Source organism: Paenibacillus sp. H1-7 (genome assembly GCF_022354825.1).
Classification (GTDB): Bacteria; Bacillota; Bacilli; order Paenibacillales; family NBRC-103111; genus Paenibacillus_S.
The window spans coordinates 7683641-7710616 of the sequence record NZ_CP031168.1 but is presented as its reverse complement, the minus strand read 5'-3'; the positions used below and the strand labels follow the sequence as shown (position 1 = coordinate 7710616).

The following is a 26976-nucleotide window of genomic DNA, read 5'->3' as shown; positions in this document are numbered from 1 at the left end:
AGGCGATCTAAATATGAAAGCATTAATAGGATACACAGGATTTGTAGGGAGCAATTTGCTTAAACAAGCTTCATTCGATTGTTTATATAATTCCAAAAATATTGAGGAAATCAAAGGGAATAAGTTTTCACAGGTTTTTTGTGCCGGTGCACCGGCTGTGAAGTGGAAAGCAAATCAAGATCCATATTCAGATTGGAATTCCATTACAAGTCTGATCAATAATTTGAAAGAAATTGAATGTGAAAGATTTATTCTCGTTTCAACAGTGGATGTCTACAAAGATCCAAATAATGTTACGGAAGATAGTGAAGTGGATGAATCTTTATTAGATGCTTATGGCAAGCATCGGTTTTACTTAGAACAGTTTGTTGAGGATAAATTTCCAAAAACAAATATTGTGAGATTACCAGGATTATTCGGTGACGGATTAAAGAAGAACATCATATACGATTTTTTGCATAACAATTGTATCGATATGATTAATTGTGAAAATGTATTTCAATTTTATAATTTAGATAGAATCTATAGAGATATTATGCTTATTATTCAAAATGATATTGCTAGAGTAAACTTCGGAACGGAACCTGTAAGTGTAAAGGAAGTGGCATCTTTTGCATTTAATATTAATTTTAATAATACAACAGAAAAAATGCCAGTTTATTATGACATGAGGACGAAATATTCAACTTTGTTTAATTCCAATTCTCCAGGATATATAGATAGCAAAGAAAACATACTCAATCAAATAAAAGAATTTGTAGAACGTTTTAATTAACATTATAGGAGGAACCATGAAATATTCAATTTCAAATATTGCTTGGAATTCAGTTGAGGATGAAGCAATAATAAATTTATTACCTTCCTATGGATTCACTGGTGTAGAGATTGCCCCAACTAAAATTAATGAAAAGCCTCTAGAAATAACTAAAGATGATGCAAGAGAATATAAAAAATATTGGCTTAGCAAAAATATCGAAGTAGTTGCAATGCAATCTTTATTATATGGCAGACCAGATCTCACCATCTTTGGAGATAAAAAAACAAGAAAAGAAACATTAGAGTATTTGATTAAAATAATTGAATTAGGCGTACAGATCGGGGTAAAAGCTTTTGTATTTGGATCACCAAAGAATCGATTAGTTGGAAATACTCCTAAAGATACTATTAATGAAATAGCCCTAAGTTTCTTTGGGAAACTAGGTGAAGTTGCGAATTCACATGGAGCAGTCTTCTGTATTGAGCCTAACCCTCGTGATTATGGTTGTGACTATATCATTAACACCAATGAGGCGATTGAACTTGTGAAAAATGTTAATCAAAGGGGATTTGGTTTGCACTTAGACGCTGCTGCAATGACGTTAAATTCTGAAGATATCCCTCTTGTTTTAGAGAGTGCAATTGATTATACTAATCACTTCCATATAAGTGAGCCTTATTTAGAACCTATCGGATCAAGTGGAAAGGTAAATCATTCTTCAATTGCGGCAGTTCTAAAAAAGTTGAATTACTCAAAATATATATCCATTGAAATGAAACAACAAAGTCAAGATTCTTCAAATAAAAGTATTGTAGCTAAAAGTTTGGATTTTGTATCAAAAACTTATAATCTAATCTAGATTGGTGGTTGTTATGGAAGTAACTTGGCAAGTACCTAATGCAAAGATTCATGAACTTAAGGGGAAGACATGCAAATACTGTGTTTTGATACCCGTAATAAACGAAGGAAGTAGGATACAAAAACAACTCCATGAGTTAAAAGAATACTCAAACATTGTTGACATTATTATTACAGATGGTGGGAGCACCGATAATTCATTAGATACCGATTTCTTGAAAAGTGTAAATGTTCGTACTCTTTTAGTAAAAGAAGACACAGGAAAATTAAGTGCGCAACTAAGAATAGGATATGCATATTTAATTAAGCAAGGTTATGAAGGTGTTATTACCATTGATGGCAATAATAAAGATGGTGTAGATGCAATTCCTAGATTTATTAAAGAACTAGACAATGGTTATGGATTAGTACAGGGTTCAAGGTATGTCAAAGGTGGGAAGGCAATTAATACCCCTCTTATAAGAGATTTTGCAATAAAATTAATACATGCACCAATAGTAAGTTTAGCAGCAGGATTTCGGTATACTGATACAACTAATGGTTATAGGGCTTATAGTAGAAACTATCTTCTTGATAATAGAGTACAACCATTTAGAGATATTTTTGTGAATTATGAACTATTAGCATATTTATCTGTAAGAGCTCCTAGATTAGGATATAAAACGAAAGAAATTCCTGTGACCAGAAGCTATCCAGCCAGCGGCAAGGTGCCAACAAAAATAAGTCATTTTAGAGGTAACTTAATGCTAATAAGAACATTGCTTAATTTATTATCTGGGAAATACAACCCTAAAAGCTTGTCTATTACGAACGGGAAGAGTTCTATTAATGGATAGAAAAGAAGAATATGATGTAGTTGTTGTTGGCGGCGGTTTTTATGGTTGTAACATAGCGTTATTAATGAAACAGTACTTTTCAAAAGTATTAATAATTGAAAAAAGTTCTGACTTATTATCTAGAGCTTCTTTAGTCAATCAAGCACGTGTCCATAATGGATATCATTACCCTCGGAATATTATTACAGCGTATAGATCATACGTTAATTTTCCAAGATTTATAAAAGACTTTAATAAATGTGTAGTTGATGATTTTGAAAAACTTTATGCAATTGTAAAAAGTACTTCTAAAGTAAATGCCTACCAGTTTTATAATATGTTTCAGCAAATAGGAACTCCTATCGAGGTAGCTGATACAAGATATCAAAAACTTTTTAATCATAACCTAGTAGAAGAAGTTTTTAAGGTTAAAGAGTTTGCTTTTGATGCAGTGATTTTAAAAGAAATGTTAAAAGAACAGCTTGACTCTGCGGGAGTTGAAGTTTTATATGATACTGAAGTACAGAAAGTAAAACAGGACGTTAAGAAGATCCTAGTATCACTTTCTGGCGATAGAGAATTACATGCATCACATGTCTATAACTGTACTTATTCTCAAATAAACAAAATGCTTAGAAATTCTAACCTTCCACTATTACCTTTTAAGCATGAAATAACTGAGATGGCATTAATAGAAATGCCTGATGAATTGAAGAAAATAGGTATAACTGTCATGGATGGGCCATTTTTCTCTACTATGCCATATCCTTCAGAAAATTTACATTCCTTTAGTCATGTCAGATACACGCCGCACAGAAGTTGGAATGATATGAATGATATTGTTGATGGAGAAGAGCAACTGCTAAAATCCAAAAGCAAATCAAATTTTATTTATATGCTTAGAGATACGGAAAGGTACTTACCAATAATAAGAGAATCTAAGTATATTAAATCTATTTATGAAATAAAAACAGTCTTACTACAAAACGAAGCTGATGATGGTAGACCTATCTTGTTCAAGAAGGATTATTTTGTAGATAATTTGTCTATAGTTATGGGTGGGAAAATCGATAATATTTACGATATATTGGAATTAATAAATGAAACGAAGCAGTTCTCGAATCATGGTATTCAATCTGCTGTTAGTGGTTAGAGAAGGTGCAAAATGAGTAATTTAATTAGATATTTTCTAAAAAAATCATTTATTGTTTATGGCGCTGTGGGGGGATTTGTTACTTTAGTTCAAATTTCTTTACTTTTTTTTATGAGAAATATTTTAGAGGTACAAGATTTCTTATCTGTTTCTGTTGCCTATTTTGTTGCACTGGTTTTGCATTACTTCATGAACAAACATATAACATTTTTGATAAAAGAAAAGAAAGTACTAAATTATATGTCTTTCAAATATGTAATTGTAGTGATTATATCTTACTGTATTTATGTTTTTAATATATATCTATTTCATGATGTAATAGGAATAGTTTTTTGGTTAGCATTAGTTTTAACATTAGGTATTAATTTTATATTAAATTATATTCTTTATGAGAAAATTGTTTTTCGAAATAAGCCCTTGGAAGGATAGTATTTTTATAATGAAAATTTTATCTATGTTTTCCAATAGAAAAGTGGTACTTTGGATCATTATTGCTTTAAGTGTTATAACAATGACTGCAGGATTTTACGGCAATTATTGGAAGTCGGTGGATCAAGGTCGGTTCACTTCTTTCCAAATAGATTCAGAATCGCTAGTTGTTGGTAAAATGGTTAAATCAGAAAAAGAAGGAATATTCTCGAATTCCGGATTAATGGGAACGTTTGATAACATTCCTAATGGTGGAAATGATAAATTTTTAGATCAATATAAACTATTTAGTGGCGAGTTGGCAGGGGGCGAATACCAGAGGTACACTTCGCAAATTGGCTTGCAAGGAATTGCATTTAGCATAATAAATAAAATTTCTCCATTTGAAAAAAAAGAAGACCTGCTAAAATACCTGAAATTAATTAATTCCTTATTATTTTCATTGATTCTTACTATATTTATAGTATGGGTATATATTGAGTTTAATTCAGCGATAGTTTCTTTATTTGTACTTTTAACAATTTTATACTCTGAGTGGTTAGTTTTATTTGGACGAAATTTATACTGGATAACTTGGGCAATGTTTCTTCCTTTTATAATTTCATTGGTATTCCTCTATCTCGAAGATAAAAGCGGAAAGTTCAAAAATAAGCTTTATATAATATTGATATATTTAGCTGTATTCATAAAATGTGCATCAGGATACGAATATTTAAGCACTATACTTCTGGCCATGATAGCCCCAGTGATATATTATGGTATTTCGAGAAAATGGGGAATAAAAAAAGTTGTTTTAAGAATTCTGATGGCGGGTACAACGGCAGTTCTTTCTTTCTTTTCAACAGTCTTTTTAAATCTTTACCAGTTGTCTTTAGAATTTGGTTCCTTCCGTAATGCTGCCAATACAATATGGACTAATGTTTTGAAAAGAACACATGCATCAGGAGATAATTTTTCAGCTAGCTTAAAAGAGAGTCTAGATGCCAGCATTGTAACTGTTTTGGACAAGTATTGGTCTGGTGAAGTAATAAATTTGTCTAACATAGTGCCTACATCGTCATTTGTTATATTCACTGCTGAAAAAATAATACTTATTTTCATCATTGCAACGGTTATGGTATTTTCCTCTAATTTGTATTTTCCAACAATAGCTAAGCTTAGGGTTAAATTAATATCGCTTTCAGTCACATTATGGTTTTCTTTCTTAGCACCAGTTTCTTGGTTTATTTTGGCAAAAGGTCATTCGTTTATTCATACCCATATGAATCATATACTTTGGCAGATCCCCTTCACACTCTACGGCTTTGTGTTGACTGGTATTATTGCAAAATGTGTGGTTTACGATTTGAATAAAAGATATAACTATTTTAAGCAAGTTATAATAGGGGTAATTATTATTATTCTACTTGGATCTGCTTACTCAATATATTCTAGTTCAAAAGTTCAAGAAAGAAAGATTGATGAACTGATTAATAAATCTGTCGCTAGTATTTCTGTCGAAAATTTTAGGATATATATTAATTTAGAAAATAGCAAAATAATTTATGTTGATGAAGTGAAGAATGATACAAGGCTTGAAAATAAATTTTATTTGCATATTATTCCTCTTGATAATAACTTTTTGTCCGAAGAGAGGAGACAGTATGGTTTTGATAATTTAGATTTCTATTTCTTTGAAGCTAAAAATATATCTAATAAATATCACGGATTAAATGCTACTATAAAAGATTTGCCATCATATGGGATAAAAAGTATTGAAACTGGCCAATTTAATGATGGAGGTAGAACTTGGGAAAAGGCAATTAATGTTTCATATGATAAATATAATTCAGGAAAAATAATACCTGAGAAGATAAATGATGATAACTGGAAAAATGGAATTTCAGCTAATAAAAAGATTGTTTTAATAAAATACAACTTGCAGAATATGTCATCAATTTTAAACGCAAAATATGTTGTTCTAAAAGATGGAAGTAAGGTTAAAATTACAAATATTGAATTTATAAATTCTGAGTGGATTCATGTTAATCTTGAACAAGAAATAGATGATACTAATGGATATCCCAACAGAATTGACATTGTAAAATAATTAGTTTATATAACCACGAAAAGACTAACTAGAATCTTTCGTGGTTATATTTTATTTGTGTACTCAATAGCTTCAAGTCAGTGAGAAGTACTAATTACTATTCTATGAATTTAATTTGATTAGGGTATCTGATTTCCTCAGACACACTTTCTAAAACCACATATATCCATTCAGGATCGGGATATTCTATATTAATAATTTTAATTTTATTTCCACTTTTTGTTTCTAGATACCTCGAACCTTCAACGGTAGCTTTATTTTCAAGTGTGTTCTTAATTAAGGCAATGTTAAAATTTTTGTTTATGCCATTTTGCCAGTTTGCATCTGTCAAGTTTTCAGCTTTAATATATTCAAGTTTGTATAAACTATTCAGTGATGTTAGATTTGAAGGAACGTCAGGCACTATTTTAAATGGTTCCACACTGATAATTTTGAGATTAGTTAAATTTGCAGGATAAGATGTTAAATTGGTTCTTCCCTCGCCGTTTATTATTCTTATTGGAATATTAAGTAAACTGGCATTTTCAGGAAGATTATACCCCCCCGCGGATCCTAATTCATTAAATTTTTCTGAAGACCAGCCATCTTGAACACTTACAATTTTTCTTAGACCGTAACCTATAATTCTTTTACTGTTCCAATTACTTTGATAGGAAATGGATAGATCAGCGATTGCATTGTTTAATTTACTGTCTGTCTTTATAACAATTTCAACACTGTTATCACTTTTTTGTTCAATTTGATACTGTATCTCGTCATTAATTGCAGTATTATTATGCTGCTTTCGCCATATTATACTATAAGGTGTTACTGCTTCGGCTTTATAGGAGGAGAGGAATTCCCTATAGAAAAACCAGTTTGCTCGTTTTACCCAAAGCTCATATGGAAAAAAATCTTCTCTCATTGTGGTAACAAATTCAGGTTGAAAGGAATGAAACTTTTCTAAGTATTCTTCTCTATATTTATCACCCAGAACATGTATTATGTAATCCATTCCAGTAGGCTGGTATTGGTCTGACATTACTTCTAGAGCAGAAGCATAAGTGGAAAAGACACTGTTATTTTTAATTAGTTTATTAGTTGCCACATCCAATTCTTTACCGTATTGAGATAAGTATCCATTAAGTTTAGGGATGAAAATTTCTCGTGTATTATTTTGTTTGTCAATAGTTTCATTTAAATGGGAGAAAGTTAATAAAAGTCCTGAAACAATAAATAATGTATTTAAAATCAGAGACATTCTCATATTGTTAAATGGAATTTTATTCATTAATATGCTGAATACACTTATAAATAAAATCATATAAACTGGCCAAAATAACCCAGGTTTTTCACTGTTGGCTGCATATGCATACCCTGCAGTCAGTGCGGTTAAAAACAAAAACAATAAATAAATGTCATTAATAGTATGCTTCTTTTTTAAGATTTTCACTGAATAATACAAAATAAATAGAGAGCAGAAAATTAGTTCTAGATTTATAGGTAAATCTGATAAAATCAAGAGTTTGGATTGATATCCGGTTGCATAATACCAAAATTGATACTGAGCAACGCCCAAAAAATTATATTCAAACCATTCAGTAAAATTACCAAAAGTAAGTATGTTAACTAATAGATAGCACCCTGTAATACAACCGATGAAATATAATAAAATATTATATAACGATTTTTTATCCATTCTACTATTTAAAAGAAGCATAATAAAACTACCTGAAATAAAAGCACTAATACCAAAATCATTTGACCAAGATATACCTGATCCTAGTAAGAGTCCAAAACCAATTGATTTAGAATATGTATGGTTAAACAATTTGTTTCTAGTTTTTAATTTGCTACTTACTACGAAAATAATAACAAATAAGAACGGTAGAAAAGCACGAACCATTCTATCTGAGTTTCCTGGTTGAACATAGTCAAGAAAATCGTACCTTTTAAAGAATTCTGAGATTATGCCAAAGCCGGAGTAGTTACATGCCGCCAATAACAACACAAGTGCAAATAGTATGCTTTTATTTTTACTTAAACTGTTGCATCTCGATACAACATATGCTGATATAGCAAACATAGATGAGGTAATAAAATTAGTTACAAAAAGACTATTGGTAAAATTATTTCCTAAAAATAGTAACGGAATTGAATTAATATATAGTGGTCCTAAGCCAAGATAATAGAAAAAGTCTTTGAATGGTGTTTGACCTTCAAGTAATCTACGATAACCATTATAATTTTGAAAATCTCCATTAGCTGGATAAAAATCCGAAAAGTATATTCTATTAAATGCGAAATTTAAGCATATAATGAGAATAATTAATAAATAACCAATAAAAAAAATATTGCCCCACTTTTTTTGAAAATATTCTGATGATTTCTTTAAAAAATACAATGTTCTTCCTCCAATATATTTATTATGATATTAGTAGTATAATAGGTATGTGATTAATTTTGTAGTCACATGTGTTATTTTGAGCATGTAATAAACAATAAATGAGGAGATGTATATCTTGGTGCGTCGTGGTCAAAATTTTTTATCACTGATATATGCGTTTGCTGATTTTATATGTATTCAGTTAATGTTTCTACTCTCTTATTGGTTGAAATTTATAAGTGGATGGATTGACTATGAAGCTCCTCTTTCATTTAAGCACTATATGCTATGGAGTTTTATCTATGGAGTAATGGCGATAGGAATTAGTTATTTTATTAATTTTTATTCATCAAAACGGAAAAAACAGTTCTCTTTTGAAGTATTCAAGATTGTACAAATACATTTTATTAGTTTATTGATGTTATTAAGTATTTTGTTTATTTTTAAAGAAGTGCATGTATCTCGTTCGTATTTGTTACTTTTCTTAGTTAACTGTGTACTAATAACTAGCTTTTATAGATATTTAGTAAAAATGATGCTAAAAAACTATCGTGAAAAAGGATACAACAAACAATTTGTACTTATCCTTGGAGCTGGAACTTTAGGGCGGAATTTTCATAATAACTTAATGCAGTATCCTGAATTAGGATATGACGTTGTAGGATTTTTAGATGATTATCAAGAAAAACATGATAATGGAATAGGCAGTTATAAACCCATTATTGGAAAAGTGGATGATCTGGAGAATATCCTGAGTGAAGTACTGGTCGACGAAGTTATTATTGCGTTGCCTTTAAATGCCCATTATAAATTCGGGAAGATCATAAATGTTTGTGAGAAATTCGGAGTAAAGGCTTTGATTATTCCCGATTTTTATAGTTTCCTTCCATCACGTCCTTTTTTTGATAATTTTGCGGGAATGCCGCTTATTAATGTAAGAGATATTCCTTTAGATGAGCTGAGAAACAGATTTTTTAAAAGATCTTTTGATATTGTATTTTCTTTAATGGCTATTTTAATAACTGCACCACTATTAATACTAATCTCAATTGGGATAAGATTATCATCTCCTGGACCTGTAATCTTTAAGCAAGAACGTGTCGGATTAAACAGACGTACATTCATGATGTATAAATTTCGGAGCATGCGAGTGCAAAGTGAAGAATCATCCAATACTAATTGGACAATTGAAAACGATCCTCGAAAAACAAAATTTGGCTCTTTTTTACGAAAAACAAGCCTAGATGAGCTCCCGCAATTTTTTAACGTTCTTTTTGGACACATGAGTGTTGTAGGACCAAGACCAGAACGTCCATATTTTGTAGAGCAATTTAAGGAAGAAATCCCTAAATATATGGTAAAACATCATATTCGTCCTGGTATTACTGGTTGGGCTCAGTCGAATGGATTACGTGGAGATACATCAATAGAAGATCGTATCAAACATGATATTTTTTATATTGAAAATTGGAGTTTCCTTTTCGACATTAAGATCATTATAAAAACTATAATCAATGGATTTATTAACAAGAACGCGTATTGAGAATAAATAAAATGAGGCATAAAGATGAATATTTTAATTACTGGCGGTGCTGGCTTTATTGCTTCTCATATTGTAGATCGTTTGGTGGGGCATGGGCATGTAGTTTCAATAATAGATAATTTATCAACAGGAAACATGGATGAATTAAGTGATTTTGCGAGTTTTTACCATTGCTCCATTATGGATGATGAAATAGAAAGTATTTTTCAAAAGGTTCAACCTGAAGTAGTTTTTCATCACGCAGCTCAAATTGATGTTCAAACATCTCTGAGCCAGCCCGTACTTGATGCTGAAATCAACATTCTTGGCACCATTAAATTACTTGAGCAATGTAAGAAATATGGAGTCCGTAAGATCATATATGCTTCCTCTGCTGCAGTTTATGGAACTCCGGAATACTTGCCTGTTGATGAAAGACACCCTGTTCAACCACTGTCCTTCTATGGAATTTCAAAGCATACACCGGAACACTACATTGAGGTATTTTCTAAACTAAGTGATCTAGACTATACGATCTTAAGATATGCCAATGTGTATGGAATACGTCAGGACCCTAGAGGGGAAGGTGGCGTAATCTCCATCTTTGTAAATAAACTTCTGGAAGGTCGTACTCCAATCATCTTTGGTGATGGCGAGCAAACGCGTGATTTTATTTATGTTAAAGATATCGTTGAGGCTAATATTGCTGCTTTAGAAAAAGGTAGCAAAGGAATATATAATATAAGTTGTAATGAGCAGACAACAGTGAATCAGTTATTAAAAGTTATGAGTGAAATATGCAATATGCCTTTTGAACCACAATATTTGCCACCAAGATCAGGGGATATTATCCATAGCTGTTTAGATAATTCTGCTGCAAAAGAAGAATTGGGGTGGAAGCCTAAGTATACTTTGGCAGAAGGTTTGAAGGAGACCTGTGACTATTACGCTAAAATTTATAACCCCACCCAACTCCTATAACCAACCGGTTATAGGAGTTTTTATTTCCTCCCCTAACTTTGTCCGCATAATTGTCCAAGTCCCCTCATAGACATGGTATCAGTTCATTTAACAATTGGGTGGAGGGGATTGGAATGCGGCGATTCACTTGGGTGATTGCCTTGGTGCTAAGCTTCAGTCTGGTGTTGGCGGGCTGCGGTAAGAAGGATTCGGGTTCGGTAGTGAAGGATTTGGATGGGGTTATAAATAAGCTGCAGAGCTATCAAGGAAGCGGGCGAATGGTGCTCCATACGGGGCAGGAGCCGCAGGAATACCAAGTGGAGGTATGGTATCAGAACCCTCATTACTACCGCATTTCCTTGACGAATGCCAAGAAGGATATTACTCAGATCGTATTGCGTAACGATGATGGTGTGTTCGTGTTGACGCCTCATTTGAACAAAAGCTTCCGATTCCAGAGCGACTGGCCGGAAAATCAGGGACAAGTTTATTTGTACCAGTCGTTGGTCCAAAGCATACTGATGGATAATGACCGCCAGTTTACAACGGATGAGAACGCGTATGTGTTCGACGTACTCGCCAATTATCAGAACGGATCGTTAGCGCGGCAGAAGATTTGGCTGGATAAAAAGAATTATGCGCCTCAGCATGTAGAGGTTTCGGATACAAATGCGAATGTGATGGTTATTGTTGATTTCAACCAGTTCGAGTTTGGCAAGAAATTCGATAAAGATTCCTTCGACATGCAGAGAAATATGACAAGCTGGAAGATGTCCCAGCCGACGATGGGGCAGCCTGGAGCGGCTAGCTCTGGAGCGCAAAGCAATGCAGCTAATAGCGGTGCAGCTGGAACAGGTAGCGATAAGGCAGCAGGTGCGGCCAATAGCGCTACAAGCGGCGCGACAACAAATGGCACTGCGGCAAACGGAACGAGTGCTACAGGTACATCCGGCGCTGCAGGCAGCAAGAGCGGTGCAGCAGCTACGGGCAGCAACGCAGGAGCTGCTACCGACGCAGGCAAAGCAACAACACCGGCAGCAGGCACAAACGGCGCAGGAGCAAGCACGGGCTCGTCTGCGAACGGTACCGGGGCTAAAGCCGGTGCAGGTGCAACGAGCGGAGCAGCAGGGGCGACAGGGGCCGCAAACGGCGCGACTAGAGCAAACGCGGCAGCTGGAGCCAATGGTGCAAGCGGCACAGCCGGTACGAATGCTGCAGCCGGCACAGCCGCGGGCACCAAAGCCGATGCAAGCAAGCAGCAAGCATCGTTCGGCGTGATCGAGCCGAATTACCTGCCTAGTGGCGTGAAGAAGCTCGACATGAGCGAGATTAAGCTCGGCGAAGAGAAAGCCATCATGCTTCGCTACTCGGGCAAATACAACTATACCTTGATTGAGTCGCGTCCTGTAACACAGACCGTATCCGTGCTGCCTGGGGATATCGTGGACTTGGGCTATACTTTGGCTGTGGTTACCGGCGATGAGAAGAAGACATTAACTTGGACATACGATGGCATCGAGTTCAGACTGTCCACTGCGGATCTGCCGCAAACGGAAATGATTAAAGTTGCACAGGCTGTACAGGACGAAATTGGGAAGTAATTGGTACGTTAATAATATCCAAATATAACGTTCAAACGTCAATCAACCGACAATGAATTGACAATAGTGTGATTGGTGAGATGGCTGTCACTGTCAGGCAAACTGAGGAATGCAGTCTGAAAGAGCGCCTTTCGTAATAGTATGCCGGAGAAACGCGGAACATTTGATATGTTATAAAAGTCAGATGGAGCTTCGGTTAAATTTACAACGCGCGCTATCTCAAGCGCGCGTTGTGGCGCTGCGCGGCGGTCGGTCGAATGACAGGAAGTCAGTGAGCACCTCGGTGAGGAATTCGGATAAACCCTCAGCGCAGCGAGTAACCAAATCAATATGCAACTCGTAATCCAGCAAGATATTTCTTAAATCAATCCATCTCGCAAATCCAACAACTACTGGAAATACCGATGCCTCATGCCACCTCTATCTGCATCAACACCGGGGAGCCTGCATAAAATTGGAATTGGAATCCTAGCTATCTCCGAGAAATGAAGATGTAAATAGGCGAAAATATACCTCAAAATGTAATTTGCACCTAAATTTTTACCATAAACTGACGGATTCCTGATACCGGGATGTTCAAGATATTGTTCATTGACACCCGGTGTCGTTCGGATTACCATAGGTTTATTGAAAACACACGAGGTAACGACAAGGGGGAAGTTCCCTGCTTTAAGGGAGCTTCCCTTGATTTTCGCAGAAGAAGGTGGACTTATGGATTCGTTTTACCGGCCTACGCGGGTGGAGATTTCCCTGGATGCGCTTCGCAGCAATTTGGAAGGGTTTCGACGGGTTTTACCTGCCCATGTGAAGATGATGGCTGTGGTCAAAGCGGATGCTTACGGGCACGGTGCAGTGGAGGTTTGCCGGGAGGCGCTGCGCTGTGGTGTCGAGTATATTGCGGTTGCTTTTTTGGATGAAGGCCTGGAGCTCCGGCATGCCGGGATTACGGCTCCGATTCTCGTGCTGGGGTATACCCCTCCGGAAGGCTTGGAGATGGCGTGGGAACACGATATTACCGTCAATGTGTACAGCCATGAGGTTTTGGATGCTTTTGAACGTCTGCTGCCGAGAGAAAAGCCTTTGAGCATTCATGTAAAAATTGATTCGGGCATGAACCGGTTAGGGCTTACGACCGAGGAGGAGGCTATCGCTCTGATTGACAGAGCGCTGCAAATTCCCGGAATCCACGTAGAAGGCTTGTTCACTCATTATGCATGCGCAGATGAGGAGGACAAAACATACACGCTCGAGCAATACCGGCGCTTTGACCGGGTGGTGAAGCATTTTGCCGATAAAGGGATTCAGTTCGCCTATGTACACGCCGGCAACAGCGCTGCGGCGATCGATTGTCCGGACTTGACATACAATATGGTGCGGCTCGGCATCAGCATGTACGGGTTGTATCCTTCCGAGGAAGTCAACCATCAGGTGATAGATTTGGAGCCGGTACTGAGCATAAAGACCGGTGTCGTCATGGTCAAAACGGTTCCGGCCGATTCGGGCATCAGCTACGGAACGATTTATCGCACAGCCGGCGAGGAGACCATTGCTACGCTGCCGATCGGGTATGCGGACGGGTTCTCACGGATGCTGACGGGCAAAGCCCAGGCGCTTATCAAAGGAACGCGGATGCCGATTGTCGGCCGCATTTGTATGGATCAGTGTATGATGAATGTGACGGGACTCACCGATATTGACAACGAGGAAGAGGTTGTCATTTTGGGCAAGCAAGGCGAAGACAAGATTACGGCCGAGGAGCACGCAGAGTGGCTCGGTACGATCAACTACGAAATCACCTGCATGATTTCCCACCGTGTGCCTCGCGTCTATATCCGTGACGGCCGCGTAGTATCTACGGTCAACCCGTTATTACGACATAATTGGGGCTCGATGGAGCAGATGTGACCAGTAACATTTTCCAGCCGATTTTTTACGGGTGGAGTAGAGGAATTTAGGATTTCACCGCGAATATGTATAATACATACTTCTGTGGATTCTTAAGGGCTCGCCTTTTATTGGGAAAAAAGAGGTATAACATATTTGCTATACCTGTAGCATATACTCATCTTGTATAATTTTGCTGTATATTCGCCATAATGGTAATATTGTTGTATGTTTTTGGGGGTGCATGCTTGGTGTCCAATGCGCAGAACACGAAACGAATAATGATCAGCTTGCCGGACTATTTGCTGCAAGAAGTGGACGGCATCGTGGAGAAGGAGAACTCGAACCGCAGCGAGTTTATTCGTCAAGCGATGAAGCTGTACTTGATGGAACGGAAGAAACGCCATCTGAGGGAATCGATGCAGCGCGGATATATGGAAATGGCGAAGATCAATTTACACATGGCCTCGGAGGCATTTCAGGCGGAGGAAGAAGCGGATAACACTCTGGACCGTTTAGTAAGCGGGGTGTAACTATTGATTGTCAAACGAGGCGATGTGTTTTTTGCGGACTTGTCACCCGTCGTTGGGTCGGAGCAGGGCGGGATCCGGCCTGTTCTCATTATTCAGAATGATATAGGGAATCGCTTCAGTCCTACGGTCATCGTGGCGGCGATCACAGCGCAAATTCAAAAAGCCAAGCTGCCTACACACGTAGAAATTGATGCGGAGTCTCATGGCTTTGACAGGGATTCTGTCATTTTGCTGGAGCAAATTCGTACGATTGATAAGCAGCGTCTGACAGATAAAATAACTCACCTTGACGAAGAGACGATGCGCAAAGTGGATGATGCATTGCAGGTAAGCGTGGGACTGATTGAGTTTTAACGCTTTCAGGGATTGAAGCGAGGGACCGTAGGGTGCCCTCGTTTTTTAGTTGTCCTGAAATGGCGGCCACACCAGGCAAGCAATTTTCTTCAAACGGTAGCAACAGGACTTCTATTCGTTATAAGAGCTTTGGATTTGTCGAATGCTGGGGATTTTATGGAGGAGGTACTAAAGGTTCATGTCGATGTCGAAAGAGGAAATCATACAATTGGAAGAAAATAAAGGGAAAACCGCGCTCACGGAGGAAATGAAAGCGGCGATTCAAGAGCGGATTCTTAAGCAAATCGCCGGGGAGCTGCAATTGTCTGCGGGTAAGGTTCGCACTACCGTAGGGCTGCTTGATGAAGGCAACACGATTCCGTTCATAGCCCGTTACCGGAAGGAAATGACCGGAGAGCTGGACGAGAATCAGCTGCGGGATATAGAGGAGCGGCTTACGTATTTGCGCAACCTGGAGTCTCGGAAGCTGGAAGTCATCCGGCTCATCGACGAGCAGGGAAAGCTGACGGACGAGCTGAAGGCATCCATCGAGCAGTCGGCGAAGCTGCAGGAGCTGGAGGATCTATACCGCCCGTATAGACAAAAGCGCAAGACGCGGGCCAGCGTAGCGAAGGAAAAAGGGCTGGAGCCGCTCGCGGCATGGATACTGACTCAGCCTAGACAGGGCAATTTGCTGGCGGAAGCCGGGCGCTACGTTGACGCGGAAAAAGGTGTCCAAACGGCAGAGGAAGCGGTTCAAGGCGCTATGGATATTATCGCGGAGCAAGTCGCGGACGATGCGAAAATACGCGCGTGGGTGCGCAAATATACATATGATCAGGGGATTGTGCGGACCGAGGCTAAGGATGCCGAGCAGGAGTCCGTATACGAAATGTACTACAGCTACCAGGAGCCGGTTCGCAAGCTGCCTCCTCACCGTATTTTGGCCATTAATCGCGGCGAGCGCGAAGAGGTGCTAAAGGTAACGCTGGAGGTGCAGACGGACCGCATTCACGACTATATCGGGCGGCTGACGGTCAAAGGTCCGTCGGTAGTGAAGGATACGCTGACGGCGGTCATTGAGGATGCTTACAAGCGTCTGCTTGCTCCGTCCATTGAGCGCGAGGTTCGCAACGAAATGACGGAGAAGGCCGAGGAGAAGGCGATCGAGGTGTTCGCCGAAAACCTGCGCAATCTGCTGCTGCAAGCCCCGATAAAAGGGAAGGTCGTGCTCGGCGTCGATCCGGCCTACCGGACAGGTTGTAAGCTCGCGGTCGTGGATGATACCGGCAAAATGCTCGAAATTGCCGTAACTTATCCGACGCCGCCTAACAATAAGGTTGCGGAAGCGAAGGCGAAGTTCCGCAAGCTGATCGAGACTTATGGCGTGGAGCTGATCGTCATCGGCAACGGGACCGCCTCCCGCGAAACGGAGCAGTTCGTCGCCGATTTGATCGGGGAGATCAAGGAACGCCGATTGCAGTATTTGATCGTCAACGAAGCGGGAGCGAGCGTCTATTCGGCCTCGAAGCTCGCCCAATCCGAGTTCCCGGATCTTGATGTGGCGGAGCGCAGCGCGATTTCCATCGCCCGCCGTCTGCAGGATCCGTTGGCGGAGCTGGTGAAGATCGAGCCGAAAGCGATCGGCGTCGGCCAATACCAGCACGACGTGACGCAAAAGCGGCTCGACGAGAGCCTGACGTTCGTCGTGGAGTCGGCGGTCAACCACGTCGGTGTAGACGTCAATACAGCCTCACCTTCGCTGCTATCGTATGTTTCGGGCATTAACAGCACGCTCGCGAAGAACATCGTGAAATTCCGCGAGGATAACGGCAAATTCGTCAGCCGCTCGCAGCTGCAGAAGGTGCCGCGTCTCGGCGCGAAGGCGTACGAGCAGTGCGCCGGGTTTTTGCGCATCAGCGAAGGGAAGAATCCGCTCGACAACACGCCGATCCATCCGGAGTCGTACGACGTGGTGGACAAGCTGTTCAAGGAGCTTAAGCTTGAATTGAAGCAGCTGGGCTCACAGCAGCTGAAGGAGATGCTTACTTCGGTCGAGCCAACGGAGCTGGCGACGAAGCTTGGAGTCGGCGTACCGACGCTGCGCGACATCCTGGACAGCTTGCAGCGCCCGGGACGCGACCCGCGGGATGAGCTGCCGGCTCCGATCTTCCGCACCGATGTGCTGCAGATCGAGGATTTGGCGCCGGGCATGGAGCTGCAGGGAACGGTCCGCAACGTGATCGACTTCGGCGCCTTCGTCGATATCGGCATCAAAAACGACGGGCTTGTCCATATCTCCCAATTGAGCGATTCGTTCGTCAAGCATCCGATGGACGTAGTCTCTGTCGGAGATACCGTTACTGTGTGGGTGCTTGGCGTCGATTTGAAAAAAGGCCGCGTCAGCCTGACGATGAAGAAGCCGTCCTAAGCGGCCCGTACAGCCAGCCGGGCAACATGGAATCTGACAATAAAGAAGAGCATAGATGGAGTCGTTCTCCATCTATGCTCTTTGCTTTTTGCGATGAATCGTTCTGTATTAAAGCTGTGACGATGAGGATTCTTCCGCCGCATCGTTTCTTCTTGTACGGTAGAAAAACCAGCAATCGTTCAACAACCGGATTTGTCTGCGGTTTTTATTGTGAAATGCTCTCATCAGTTGATTGCAAAGCCATTGTGGCAAGCCAATCAGCCCCTTCCCTTCTGCCGTTATGCATCGTGCTGCCTTTTCAAGGAAGGTCTGGCTCCGGCAAAACGTCCAAACCGTTTCTTTGTCTGCGGCAGCCATACCATACCTCTAAAGCTTCCTAATGAGGTTTACTTATGATATAGCATATGGCGGGATGGGCTAATGGGTGCAGGTCCTAGGCGGCTCTAAAACGCTTCGGCCCGCTTTAGTTTGCCAATTCCTCTTCTTCCTCGTACCATTGCTCAAGCTGCGCCTGAAGTGCGCGGATTTCCGTCAGGAGGGAAATGAGAGGGTAGGCCTTCTCATTAATGGAAGAGAAAGCTTGCTCCAGCTGATTGATATAGTCCAGCCCATGGTGAAGCTTGTAGGAAGGGTTGACGATATCCAGGTTTTCGCACTCTGCGATCGCTTTGGGCAGCGATGGAACATTGGAAGCCGTTAATTTCTCCAGCTCTTTATGCAAACGCAAATTCAAAGCGGTCAACTGGTACGTGTGAGTAGCCGGAAGCTGTACGAATTCAATTTGCTGATCCAGCTGCATGACGACATATTTCATTTTGGACATGTTCAAATAAGCTCCTCTCTTGCATTGCGGTTGTTCAAAAAATCCGGTTTCGTTTGTCACTATCTACTTGACAGTGTAGCCTATGATGCGGTTACAATTCAAGTGAGAATACGAAGAAAGCGAGGGCGTAGAAGGAATGGATGACCGACAGCTGCAGCAGTGGGTTGAGCACATCTCTTTGACATCGTTTGGACGTCCGTTCTTGCATAAAGCCCGATTTAACCGCAGGCTGACTTCGACGGGCGGCCGGTATTTCACCAAGTCGCACGATATCGAGATCAGCTGGGCGCAGTTGGAGCAGTTCGGGCCCGAGGATGTAGAGAAAATCATCAAGCATGAGCTGTGCCATTATCATCTGCATTTGCTGAACCGGGGGTATTTGCATCGGGATGCGGACTTTAAAACGCTGCTGAGGCAGGTAGGTGGGACAAGATTTTGCCGGTCGCTCCCTACGGCGAAACGAAAGGAGCCGTACCGCTACAAGCTGATTTGTTCCAGCTGCAAAACCGAGTATTTACGGAAACGAAAGCTCGATCCAAAAAAATACGCATGTGGAAAATGCAGGGGAAAATTGAAATTGCACGAGCTTGACTCTAAACAAAATTCATGATAAATTAAAATATGTCTTTCCCTGATAGCTCAGTTGGTAGAGCACTCGACTGTTAATCGAGTTGTCACAGGTTCGAGTCCTGTTCGGGGAGCCATTGCTTTGGAGAGATACCCAAGTGGCTATAAGGGGACCCTCTGCTAAGGGGTTAGACTGCGTAAGTGGTGCGAGGGTTCGAATCCCTCTCTCTCCGTACAAACCGAAAACCGCCGTATGGCGGTTTTTTTGTTTGCCTCACGGGTACATGAAAACAAGAATTGCAGCAGCAAAAGTGACGCGCGGAACGCTTCCTGCTATATGATGCAAACGACCTTGCATTTCGAATCAAGTTTTGCAAAAGCAAGCTTCCACTGCTCTTCCACGCTAAAACAAAGTTGCCAGCCCATCTTTTGAACAGGTTGGCCTTTTTTACAAATCCCATCAATCCTGCAGATCTCTTTTATAAGATAAGTAAATGAGCATGGCCAAGGAAAGAAAGGTTAGCGCAGGCAAAATGAGGAAATATCGCTCGTGGTTCGCCAGCCAGTATACGGAAATACTGATGGTAAGAATGCCGATCGTGTTGAATACCATTTTGGTCCTTTTGGCGAGGTCAATGGTGCGGTTTAAATACAAATTGTGCGGCGGTCTCATCATGAACGAGAACCCCAGTTGAAACCGGTAAAACAGATAGGCTACCAAAAACGAGCAGGCCTCCGATAAAACCTGGATAAAGAAAGCCATAGCGGCCACCGGGTTCGTTGCGTCCTCCAGCGTAATCAATTGGAAGTATTTCATCACATAATAGAGGATCAGCTGGATACTCATAAAGGTAAGATAACCGATAGCTGTAACGTCAATCGCATGATATACGTTCACCCTGATGACATACCGGAAAAAGACAATAAAGAGAATGAATTGGATCGCAATATCGAATTGGGGAATATCCAGCACCATCCGGTTCATATATGATACGAACGAGATGAAGAGGCCTATCATGGTAAGCTTCAGCCGAAACTCCCAGAAGGGCCACCGGAATGTTCTGAAAATTAACGCGAAAATAGCGATAACATCCAGAAATCCAAGAAATAAATAGAAAAAGGTTTGCATCCGTGTCACCTGTTTCCGGAGGTTATGAATAAGATTCAGCGCCAAGCGCGTCCCGTCCAAACCACCCTGAAATTCAATAAATCATCCAAAAAGGATAACATTGGATGTCACAAATCGTCAATGACATGAAGCAGCTTCAACGCTCTTCCTCAAGGAAAGCATATCACAGTTTGGATTCCTAGCGGACACATTATGATCTTTTTATGAATCGACACTTTTTTGAAAAAAAAAGCTTGTCAATCCGAAATCATTCGGATATAATAACTCTTGTCGCCAAAAAGGCAGCAAGGAATTACACAGCAAGGCCCGTTGGTCAAGGGGTTAAGACACCTCCCTTTCACGGAGGTAACAGGGGTTCGAATCCCCTACGGGTCACCATCATTATTTCGAGTAATACCGAAGGGTTTTCGAAAATGATTCCTTGATTATGAGCCATTAGCTCAGTTGGTAGAGCACCTGACTTTTAATCAGGGTGTCGTAGGTTCGAGTCCTACATGGCTCATGTTTTTTTCCCTCAGTATTTTTTTATTTGCGGTTGTGGTGGAATGGCAGACACGCCATCTTGAGGGGGTGGTGGGCTTACGCCCGTGGAGGTTCGAGTCCTCTCAACCGCATTCCAATTATCAGCGAGAATCCCTTGGCAGCAAGGGATTTTTTTATTTACCATAATTGAAGTAACGCGTCGGCTGTGGTCTTCTCGCTAACAAAATCCACACGGAAAGCCGATATATCTAGATGTAAAAGCTGCAACCAATAACTGGTAGATCGAGGTGATACATACATGGAGGTCAACAGCTTATTGAATGCGATCAACAGCGGGAATGCGCTGAAGCAGGCTGTAGGCATTGCCGTACTGAAAAAGCAGCAGGATGTGCAGACGGCGGCGGCGGTGTCACTGATTCAGGGCATGGTCCAGGCTCCGCATCCGAATTTGGGTAAAAGTCTGGATGTGAAGGTATAAGGCGGCTGGCTTCAGCCGTCTTTTTTTCTGCCCAAAGATTAACAATTAGCGCTTGGGAAGCCGATATATATAGGAAGGATTGGAGGGTATGCAATGAAAAGGTTACGAAGATTAGGGTTCACATGGTTCATCTGGCTGCTCATTGCAGCACTTGGATTGCCGGCGCTTCCAGCCAAAGCCGCGGATGCTGTCACATTCAGCGACGTGGACGCACAGAAAAACGGCTGGGCTATCGGCTCCATCTATTTGATGGCGCAAAAGCAGGTGCTCACAGGCTACCCGGACGGGACCTTCAGGCCGAATCAAACGATCAGCAAAGCCGAGTGGACGACCATGATTTATCGATTGTTCGACAAGTACCGGCCGAATTTATATGCAACAGGCGCGCAAAAAATCGACAGCTTCGCCGACGTATCCCCGCAGCATTGGTCCTATCGCCAGGTTTCGGAAATCTATAACCAGTCGTTTAACTGGGGCGTGTACGGCTTGAATAACAGGGGACAGCTGACGTTTCATCCCGATACGCAATTAACGAGGCTGCAGCTCGCCAATATGCTGTATTCGTTTTTCGATACGCGGCTGATCGACAGACGGTTGAGCCCGAATGACGTGTGTACGGTAGTATCGGAGTTCAAGGACATTCCTTCCTATATTTATGTAGACAAGAACGTATATGAGCAGGCAAGCAAAGCGGACGGACGTTACGACGCAGCGGGAAGCGTCCTGATGGAGTCTAATGATGTGCTGCCTATCCTGTTTACAGGCAACGACAAGAGCGACTGCGGCTTCGGCTCCGACGCTTTCTCCAACGCTCAGGCGAGCAGCTTGGCCAGCTTGCAGGCATCCGGTATTATGACCGCCAATGAATTGGGCTATTTCCGTCCTTTGGACAAGGTGACGCGGGCGGAAGCCGTTACGATATTGAACCGGATTTATAATTATTTGAAGAAAAATTACTGGCTAGGCGATTACTCAACCATCGAGCTGGAGCAGCAAGGAACGGGTGGTTCTACAGGAGCCGGTGGCGGAACGGGTGCTAGCGGCGGCAGTGCAGGCAATGGTTCCTCCGGCATCTACAATCCAGATACGACGACATATTTCCCTGATTACGACGATCGTTCCGAGGAAGGTGGCAGCGGGTGGTCGAGCGATTCGGTCATCAACGTGACAGACTACTTTGACGATAAAGGGGTCCTGGTCAAGGACTTACAGAAGGGCGAGATCGAATCCGCTCTGACGCCCAAGGATAACCGGTATTTGACTGTGGATTTGAAATCGCAGGATAAGGTGGATTTGTACATTATTTTGGATGGGAAAATTGCTTATTTGAAGCAGGAGGAGCTTCCGAAGGTCATCTCCGTAGACGGAGTCAAGCTGGTCGGGTTCCGAACGGCGCAGCGCAGTCCGAATCCGATGAGGGTGGGGGGCACAACGGCTACTCTGACCGTACAGCTGAGCAAGGAGCAGCCTGAGAGCACAAAGCCGGGCAAGAAAAAATAAATGAAGGGCTTCCCGCCGCGGATGGCAGGAAGCCCTTAGTCGCTACTGCAGCAAATGCTTGTAGGCGCTGTAGTCGATATTCTGTTTATCCAGGTAGGAGACGAGGCTCTTGTAGTCTCGCTTCGGCGTTGCAAGAATATACCCCCGAATGCAGTGGTCCTGCGTAATCTGGTCGGCTTTACTCTCCAATGCGACTTGACCGATCTTGGCCGCGATGGAGTGGCGTGCGATATCTCGAAAAGGTGCCGGTACAGGGTCGACCAGCATGTCCAGAAACGACTTGGCATCGTCGGTCCATAAATGTCGGGACGATTCGACATAATGGTTTTGCCAATCGAGCTTGGACTTGCCGTCCGCCATAGGCAGCACCTTCAAAAATTTGCGGAACATAAAATAGCCGCCGATCGACATGAATGTGATCAGCACGAAAACCCAGAAAAAGATAAACCACATGAAACCGTTATTCATGATTAATTGTCACCTCGTCCCTATTATACCTTACTTTGGCGATAACCAAAAGTAGCCTTGTGGATAAAGAGCAATCCTAGTAAAATAGAGAGAGTGCGAAAAAAAGGAGATGAGGAATACGATGTTGAAAATCGGTTCTCACGTATCGTTTTCAGACAAAGGATTGTTAAACGCAGCGGAAGAAGCAGTCTCTTACGGGTCTTCTACATTTATGATATACACAGGCGCACCGCAAAATACGCGCCGCAAGCCAATAGAGTCGCAATTTATCGAAGAAGGCAGAGCGCTGATGGACAAGCATGGCATCGGGGAAATCATCGTTCATGCTCCATATATTATTAACCTCGGCTCTTATAAGGAAGATACGTTTGAGCTGGCGGTTCGCTTTTTGCAGGAAGAAATCCGCCGCACGGACTACTTGGGCGTGAAGCATATTGTGCTTCATCCAGGCGCCTATACGGACAAGGACGCGGAATACGGGCTTGCGCGCATTGCCGAAGGGCTTAACGAAGTGTTGGCCGGAGTGAAAGATACGGATGTGAAGATCGCTCTCGAAACGATGGCCGGCAAAGGAACCGAGATGGGCCGCAGCTTCGAGGAAATTGCCGCCATTATCGACAAAGTGGAGGATAACAGCCGCTTGTCCGTTTGTCTCGATACCTGCCACGTTCACGATGCGGGCTACGACATTATTAACGATTTGGACGGCGTGCTGGAGCATTTCGACAAAGTCGTGGGACTGGACCGGATCGGCGTCGTTCACTTGAATGACAGCAAAAACCCGAAAGGCGCGGGGAAAGACCGCCATGCCCCGGTAGGAGCGGGCTGGATCGGCTTCGAAGCGATGCACAATGTCGTGCACCACGAGAAGCTGACACATTTGCCGCTGATTCTGGAAACGCCTTGGATCGGAAAAGAAGACAAGACGCAGCGTCCGATGTACGAAGCGGAGATTGCACTGCTTAGCGGATCGATCGAGCAGCGCTTCGGCTCCCACTTCCTGGAGGATGTAGAGCGGTTGGGCCACTTCTTCACCAAGCAGGAGCTCAACCACCGGGATTATGTGCTGCAAACTTGGGAAGTATTGAAAGGGGACGCCAAAGCGAGAAAAGAGGACGGCCGCGAGCCAATGGAACGCTTGTTCGATCTTGTAGCCGAGAACCGCATTCTTCCCGAGCTGTCGGAGGAGCAAGTGAACCACCGCTTGACCGCTTGGCTGGCGGGCCAAAAAGTATTTCAGCTGTAAACGCCACGAGCACGAACTCGTGTACTATTGAACTATTTGAACCAATGAAGGAGTAATAAGTTGTCATGACACCGAATGTATTGCCTAAAAACCAGCGGGAAGATTTGAAAAACCGCGCAAGAATGCTAGTATCCTGCCCGGATCAGCCCGGCATTGTTGCAGCGGTATCCCGTTTCTTATATGAGCACGGAGCTAATATCGTACAATCCGACCAATATACGATGGACCCGGAGGGCGGGTTGTTTTTCATCCGCATCGAGTTCGACCTGGAAAACCTGGATGAGCGCCGCGAGAAGCTGAAAGAGGACTTCGCGGTCGTAGCTCAGCAATTCCAAATGCAGTGGAGCATTAACCGGGCGGGACGCAAGAAGCGCCTTGCGATCTTTGTATCGAAGGAGGATCATGCGCTGCTTGAGCTTTTATGGCAGTGGCAGGCGGGAGATCTTCAAGCGGACATCGCCATGGTTATCAGCAACCATAACGATATGCGGGCGATGGTAGAGTCGTTCGACATCCCGTTCCATCATATCCCGGTGACGGCCGCTACGAAGGAAGAGGCGGAGCGTCAGCAGCTCGAGCTGGTTAGCGGACAAGTGGATGCCGTCGTTTTGGCGCGATACATGCAGATCATTACGCCGAAGTTCATCGAGCATTTTCCGAACCGCATCATCAATATTCACCATTCCTTCCTTCCGGCGTTTGTCGGAGGCAAGCCGTATGCGCAGGCTCATAACCGCGGGGTAAAAATTATCGGAGCAACCGCGCACTATGTAACCGAGGAGCTGGACGGCGGCCCGATTATCGAGCAGGACGTGCAGCGGGTAAGCCACCGCGACAACGTAGACGACCTGAAGCGCATCGGCCGTCATATCGAGCGCATTGTACTGGCGCGCGCCGTATCTTGGCATGTGGAAGACCGTGTCATTGTACACGGCAACAAGACGGTTGTATTCAATTAATAGTTTACGCGTGCGAAACGCAGCAAGATGAAGCGGACTGTACCTTTGCCGGAACAACGGCGGAGGACAGCTCCGCTTTTTTTTATTGGCGATAAAAACAACCTCTAAACGCGGTCGCTCCTCAGGGAAAGGACCTCGATAGAAGGGGCAGAAGCCGCCCTCATCGCAGGGCAGCCCGTATAAAATCGGTACAGTGTGGTATGGTAACGGTGGATACAAAAAAGACGGACCCGCCACTCAAGGCATCCGTCTTCATCTTGTGTAAAAATACAGCAAGGCAAGCTAGCTTAAGCTCCCTTATGGTCGCTGCGCAGCGTTTGCACCACCGTTTTATTTTTGCCGGTCCGTTTGGCTGAATACAGCGATGCGTCCGCGCCTTTGAACAGCGCTTCCTTGCCGTCGCCCTTGGCATAATCTTGAAGCCCGATACTGAGCGTGACGGCTTGCGAATCCAGCTCCGGGTGCAGCGTGACCGCGAGCTTTTGTCGTATTTGCTCGACGATGCGGAGCGACTGCTCCATCGTTTTTTCGGTAAAAATAACGGCGAATTCCTCTCCGCCGTACCGTACGGCGAAATCGTTCGGAGTCACCGTCTCCTTGATGATGTTGGCCACCCGCTGCAGCATTACGTCGCCGACCCAATGGCCGTAGGTATCGTTGATTTTTTTGAAATTATCGATATCCATAATAGCCAGCTGAAGCGAAAGATGGTTCCGTTCGTTCTGCTCGATTAATTTTTCCAAATATTCGTGAAATGTCTTGTGATTGTACAGGTCGGTCAGCGCATCCATCTTGGCGAGCTTGTCCATAATGACCGTTTTGACCAGCAGCTCTTGCTTCGCTTCCGTCGCACTCCTCAAATTGTTCAGCAGCTCGATCCCGCTATTCGATATGTTAAATGCGATAATCGTAACGCCTACATACAGGAACAAAATGCCGACAAGATGCATGGGCTGCATCGTAATGCGGAGCTCCGGAGATACGGCGAACAGGCCGGTAAAGCAAATGATAACTAGTGAAAAGGCAAGCAGGATGCGGTTCTTGTTGAAGGAAAGTACGGAAGTCAGGATGGGAAAAATGTAAATCGCAGGAACGATTCCAATCGTCGGGTTCACGTAAATGATGGACGAGGCGTAAATGATGCCGGCAATGATCATTAAATCGTCACTCTGGAACTTGCGGTAGCGATAGAGCATTTCGGTGCTTCCGGTCACTGCGGTCAACCCGAGAGCCTGGATGATTAACGTGCCGAGGAGCTCCGATCCGTCTGCCGCCGAATGGCTGCGGTGAATGAAAAATTCCAGCGGTATGGTCAGTACAAGGGTGAGCCAGTACAAATTCAACATTTTTCGATACGTTTGACGCGTGTTGGCCAGTTCCAGTAACAGATGGTTCATATTCGACTCCTACCACTTGAAATCAACAGGTTCAGTCATCTATAGATAGTACTTATTCGCCAAAATAAGCGGAAATCCTTCGGAGTATCCTGCTTTTTCCAAATGAATTTTTTGTGATGATGTGATGTTTAAGTTGGCAAATGGAAACGGACAATGGTAAAATGGTGCAAGTGAGTTTCCGTGCAATTGAATGTGC

At 42.7% G+C, this 26976-nt stretch carries 24 protein-coding genes and 5 tRNA genes; 23 read left to right on the top strand and 6 right to left on the bottom strand.

Annotation, left to right across the window (positions count from 1 at the left end; genetic code table 11):
• Positions 1-13: 13 nt before the first annotated feature.
• The 6 genes from DVH26_RS34010 to DVH26_RS33985 are packed head-to-tail and all read left to right on the top strand — an operon-like array spanning position 14 to position 6101.
• Positions 14-775 carry an NAD-dependent epimerase/dehydratase family protein gene (locus DVH26_RS34010; protein ID WP_239630034.1) on the top strand — a complete coding sequence of 254 codons (762 nt, stop codon included), beginning with the start codon at positions 14-16 and terminating at the stop codon, positions 773-775.
• Between the two features lie 16 nt (positions 776-791).
• Positions 792-1616, top strand: coding sequence for a sugar phosphate isomerase/epimerase family protein (locus tag DVH26_RS34005; protein WP_239630033.1), 825 nt, complete (start codon positions 792-794; stop codon positions 1614-1616).
• Between the two features lie 13 nt (positions 1617-1629).
• On the top strand, positions 1630-2451 hold the full coding sequence (locus tag DVH26_RS34000; protein ID WP_239630032.1) for a glycosyltransferase family 2 protein: 822 nt from the start codon (positions 1630-1632) through the stop codon (positions 2449-2451).
• Entirely contained in the window at positions 2444-3583 is a 1140-nt protein-coding gene (locus DVH26_RS33995) for an FAD-dependent oxidoreductase (protein WP_239630031.1), read from the top strand. The genes DVH26_RS34000 and DVH26_RS33995 overlap by 8 nt, the downstream gene beginning before the upstream one ends.
• A 12-nt stretch (positions 3584-3595) precedes the next feature.
• Positions 3596-4012 carry a GtrA family protein gene (locus DVH26_RS33990; protein ID WP_239630030.1) on the top strand — a complete coding sequence of 139 codons (417 nt, stop codon included), beginning with the start codon at positions 3596-3598 and terminating at the stop codon, positions 4010-4012.
• Between the two features lie 10 nt (positions 4013-4022).
• A complete protein-coding gene (locus DVH26_RS33985; RefSeq protein ID WP_239630029.1) occupies positions 4023-6101 on the top strand; it encodes a hypothetical protein in 2079 nt (692 codons plus the stop codon).
• A 97-nt stretch (positions 6102-6198) separates the two neighbouring features.
• Here DVH26_RS33985 and DVH26_RS33980 read toward each other — a convergent pair whose 3' ends face one another.
• On the bottom strand, positions 6199-8484 hold the full coding sequence (locus DVH26_RS33980; protein ID WP_239630028.1) for a hypothetical protein: 2286 nt from the start codon (positions 8482-8484) through the stop codon (positions 6199-6201).
• A gap of 118 nt (positions 8485-8602) precedes the next feature.
• On the opposite strand from DVH26_RS33980, the gene DVH26_RS33975 reads away from it, so the two are divergent.
• From DVH26_RS33975 to DVH26_RS33945, 7 genes are all read left to right on the top strand, one after another.
• Positions 8603-10009, top strand: a complete 1407-nt coding sequence (locus tag DVH26_RS33975; protein ID WP_239630027.1) for an undecaprenyl-phosphate glucose phosphotransferase — start codon at positions 8603-8605, stop codon at positions 10007-10009.
• A 24-nt stretch (positions 10010-10033) separates the two neighbouring features.
• Entirely contained in the window at positions 10034-10969 is a 936-nt protein-coding gene (locus DVH26_RS33970) for an SDR family oxidoreductase (RefSeq protein WP_239630026.1), read from the top strand.
• A 113-nt stretch (positions 10970-11082) separates the two neighbouring features.
• Positions 11083-12549 (top strand): outer membrane lipoprotein carrier protein LolA, encoded by a 1467-nt coding sequence (locus tag DVH26_RS33965; RefSeq protein WP_239630025.1) that lies wholly within the window; start codon positions 11083-11085, stop codon positions 12547-12549.
• Positions 12550-13260: 711 nt separating this feature from the next.
• Positions 13261-14454, top strand: coding sequence for an alanine racemase (alr, locus tag DVH26_RS33960; RefSeq protein WP_239630024.1), 1194 nt, complete (start codon positions 13261-13263; stop codon positions 14452-14454).
• A gap of 230 nt (positions 14455-14684) precedes the next feature.
• Positions 14685-14966 (top strand): CopG family ribbon-helix-helix protein, encoded by a 282-nt coding sequence (locus DVH26_RS33955; protein ID WP_239630023.1) that lies wholly within the window; start codon positions 14685-14687, stop codon positions 14964-14966.
• Between the two features lie 3 nt (positions 14967-14969).
• On the top strand, positions 14970-15320 hold the full coding sequence (locus tag DVH26_RS33950) for a type II toxin-antitoxin system PemK/MazF family toxin (protein WP_028553083.1): 351 nt from the start codon (positions 14970-14972) through the stop codon (positions 15318-15320).
• A gap of 247 nt (positions 15321-15567) precedes the next feature.
• Positions 15568-17730 (top strand): Tex family protein, encoded by a 2163-nt coding sequence (locus DVH26_RS33945; protein ID WP_239635586.1) that lies wholly within the window; start codon positions 15568-15570, stop codon positions 17728-17730.
• A gap of 108 nt (positions 17731-17838) precedes the next feature.
• Here DVH26_RS33945 and cmpA read toward each other — a convergent pair whose 3' ends face one another.
• Both cmpA and DVH26_RS33935 read right to left on the bottom strand, forming a co-directional pair.
• The gene (gene cmpA / locus DVH26_RS33940) at positions 17839-17982 is read right to left on the bottom strand and encodes a cortex morphogenetic protein CmpA (RefSeq protein WP_239630022.1); all 144 of its coding nucleotides are present in this window, start codon (positions 17980-17982) and stop codon (positions 17839-17841) included.
• A gap of 211 nt (positions 17983-18193) precedes the next feature.
• Entirely contained in the window at positions 18194-18553 is a 360-nt protein-coding gene (locus DVH26_RS33935) for a hydrolase/acyltransferase (protein ID WP_239630021.1), read from the bottom strand.
• 136 nt (positions 18554-18689) lie between these two features.
• Here DVH26_RS33935 and DVH26_RS33930 point away from each other — a divergent pair, with 136 nt between their 5' ends.
• The 3 genes from DVH26_RS33930 (at position 18690) to DVH26_RS33920 (ending at position 19353) form a co-directional block, all read left to right on the top strand.
• Positions 18690-19163, top strand: a complete 474-nt coding sequence (locus DVH26_RS33930) for a SprT family protein (RefSeq protein WP_239630020.1) — start codon at positions 18690-18692, stop codon at positions 19161-19163.
• Positions 19164-19181: 18 nt separating this feature from the next.
• Positions 19182-19257, top strand: a tRNA-Asn gene (locus tag DVH26_RS33925).
• A gap of 7 nt (positions 19258-19264) precedes the next feature.
• Positions 19265-19353 (top strand) — tRNA-Ser (locus DVH26_RS33920).
• Positions 19354-19580: 227 nt separating this feature from the next.
• Here the strand turns inward: DVH26_RS33920 and DVH26_RS33915 are convergent.
• A complete protein-coding gene (locus DVH26_RS33915; RefSeq protein WP_239630019.1) occupies positions 19581-20249 on the bottom strand; it encodes a hypothetical protein in 669 nt (222 codons plus the stop codon).
• Positions 20250-20552: 303 nt separating this feature from the next.
• On the opposite strand from DVH26_RS33915, the gene DVH26_RS33910 reads away from it, so the two are divergent.
• From DVH26_RS33910 to DVH26_RS33890, 5 genes are all read left to right on the top strand, one after another.
• Positions 20553-20627: transfer RNA gene (locus tag DVH26_RS33910), tRNA-Glu, on the top strand.
• A 51-nt stretch (positions 20628-20678) separates the two neighbouring features.
• Positions 20679-20751: transfer RNA gene (locus DVH26_RS33905), tRNA-Lys, on the top strand.
• Positions 20752-20780: 29 nt separating this feature from the next.
• Positions 20781-20863, top strand: a tRNA-Leu gene (locus tag DVH26_RS33900).
• Between the two features lie 167 nt (positions 20864-21030).
• A complete protein-coding gene (locus DVH26_RS33895) occupies positions 21031-21210 on the top strand; it encodes a YjfB family protein (protein ID WP_239630018.1) in 180 nt (59 codons plus the stop codon).
• 93 nt (positions 21211-21303) lie between these two features.
• Positions 21304-22710, top strand: coding sequence for an S-layer homology domain-containing protein (locus tag DVH26_RS33890; RefSeq protein WP_239630017.1), 1407 nt, complete (start codon positions 21304-21306; stop codon positions 22708-22710).
• Positions 22711-22752: 42 nt separating this feature from the next.
• Here DVH26_RS33890 and DVH26_RS33885 read toward each other — a convergent pair whose 3' ends face one another.
• The gene (locus DVH26_RS33885) at positions 22753-23178 is read right to left on the bottom strand and encodes a DUF2621 domain-containing protein (protein WP_275590439.1); all 426 of its coding nucleotides are present in this window, start codon (positions 23176-23178) and stop codon (positions 22753-22755) included.
• A 121-nt stretch (positions 23179-23299) separates the two neighbouring features.
• On the opposite strand from DVH26_RS33885, the gene DVH26_RS33880 reads away from it, so the two are divergent.
• Together DVH26_RS33880 and purU are read left to right on the top strand one after the other, a co-directional pair.
• Positions 23300-24424 carry a deoxyribonuclease IV gene (locus DVH26_RS33880; RefSeq protein WP_239630016.1) on the top strand — a complete coding sequence of 375 codons (1125 nt, stop codon included), beginning with the start codon at positions 23300-23302 and terminating at the stop codon, positions 24422-24424.
• Positions 24425-24489: 65 nt separating this feature from the next.
• Positions 24490-25383, top strand: a complete 894-nt coding sequence (purU, locus tag DVH26_RS33875; protein ID WP_239630015.1) for a formyltetrahydrofolate deformylase — start codon at positions 24490-24492, stop codon at positions 25381-25383.
• Positions 25384-25670: 287 nt separating this feature from the next.
• Here the strand turns inward: purU and DVH26_RS33870 are convergent, their stop codons facing one another.
• A complete protein-coding gene (locus DVH26_RS33870; protein ID WP_239630014.1) occupies positions 25671-26780 on the bottom strand; it encodes a GGDEF domain-containing protein in 1110 nt (369 codons plus the stop codon).
• Positions 26781-26976: the final 196 nt, after the last annotated feature.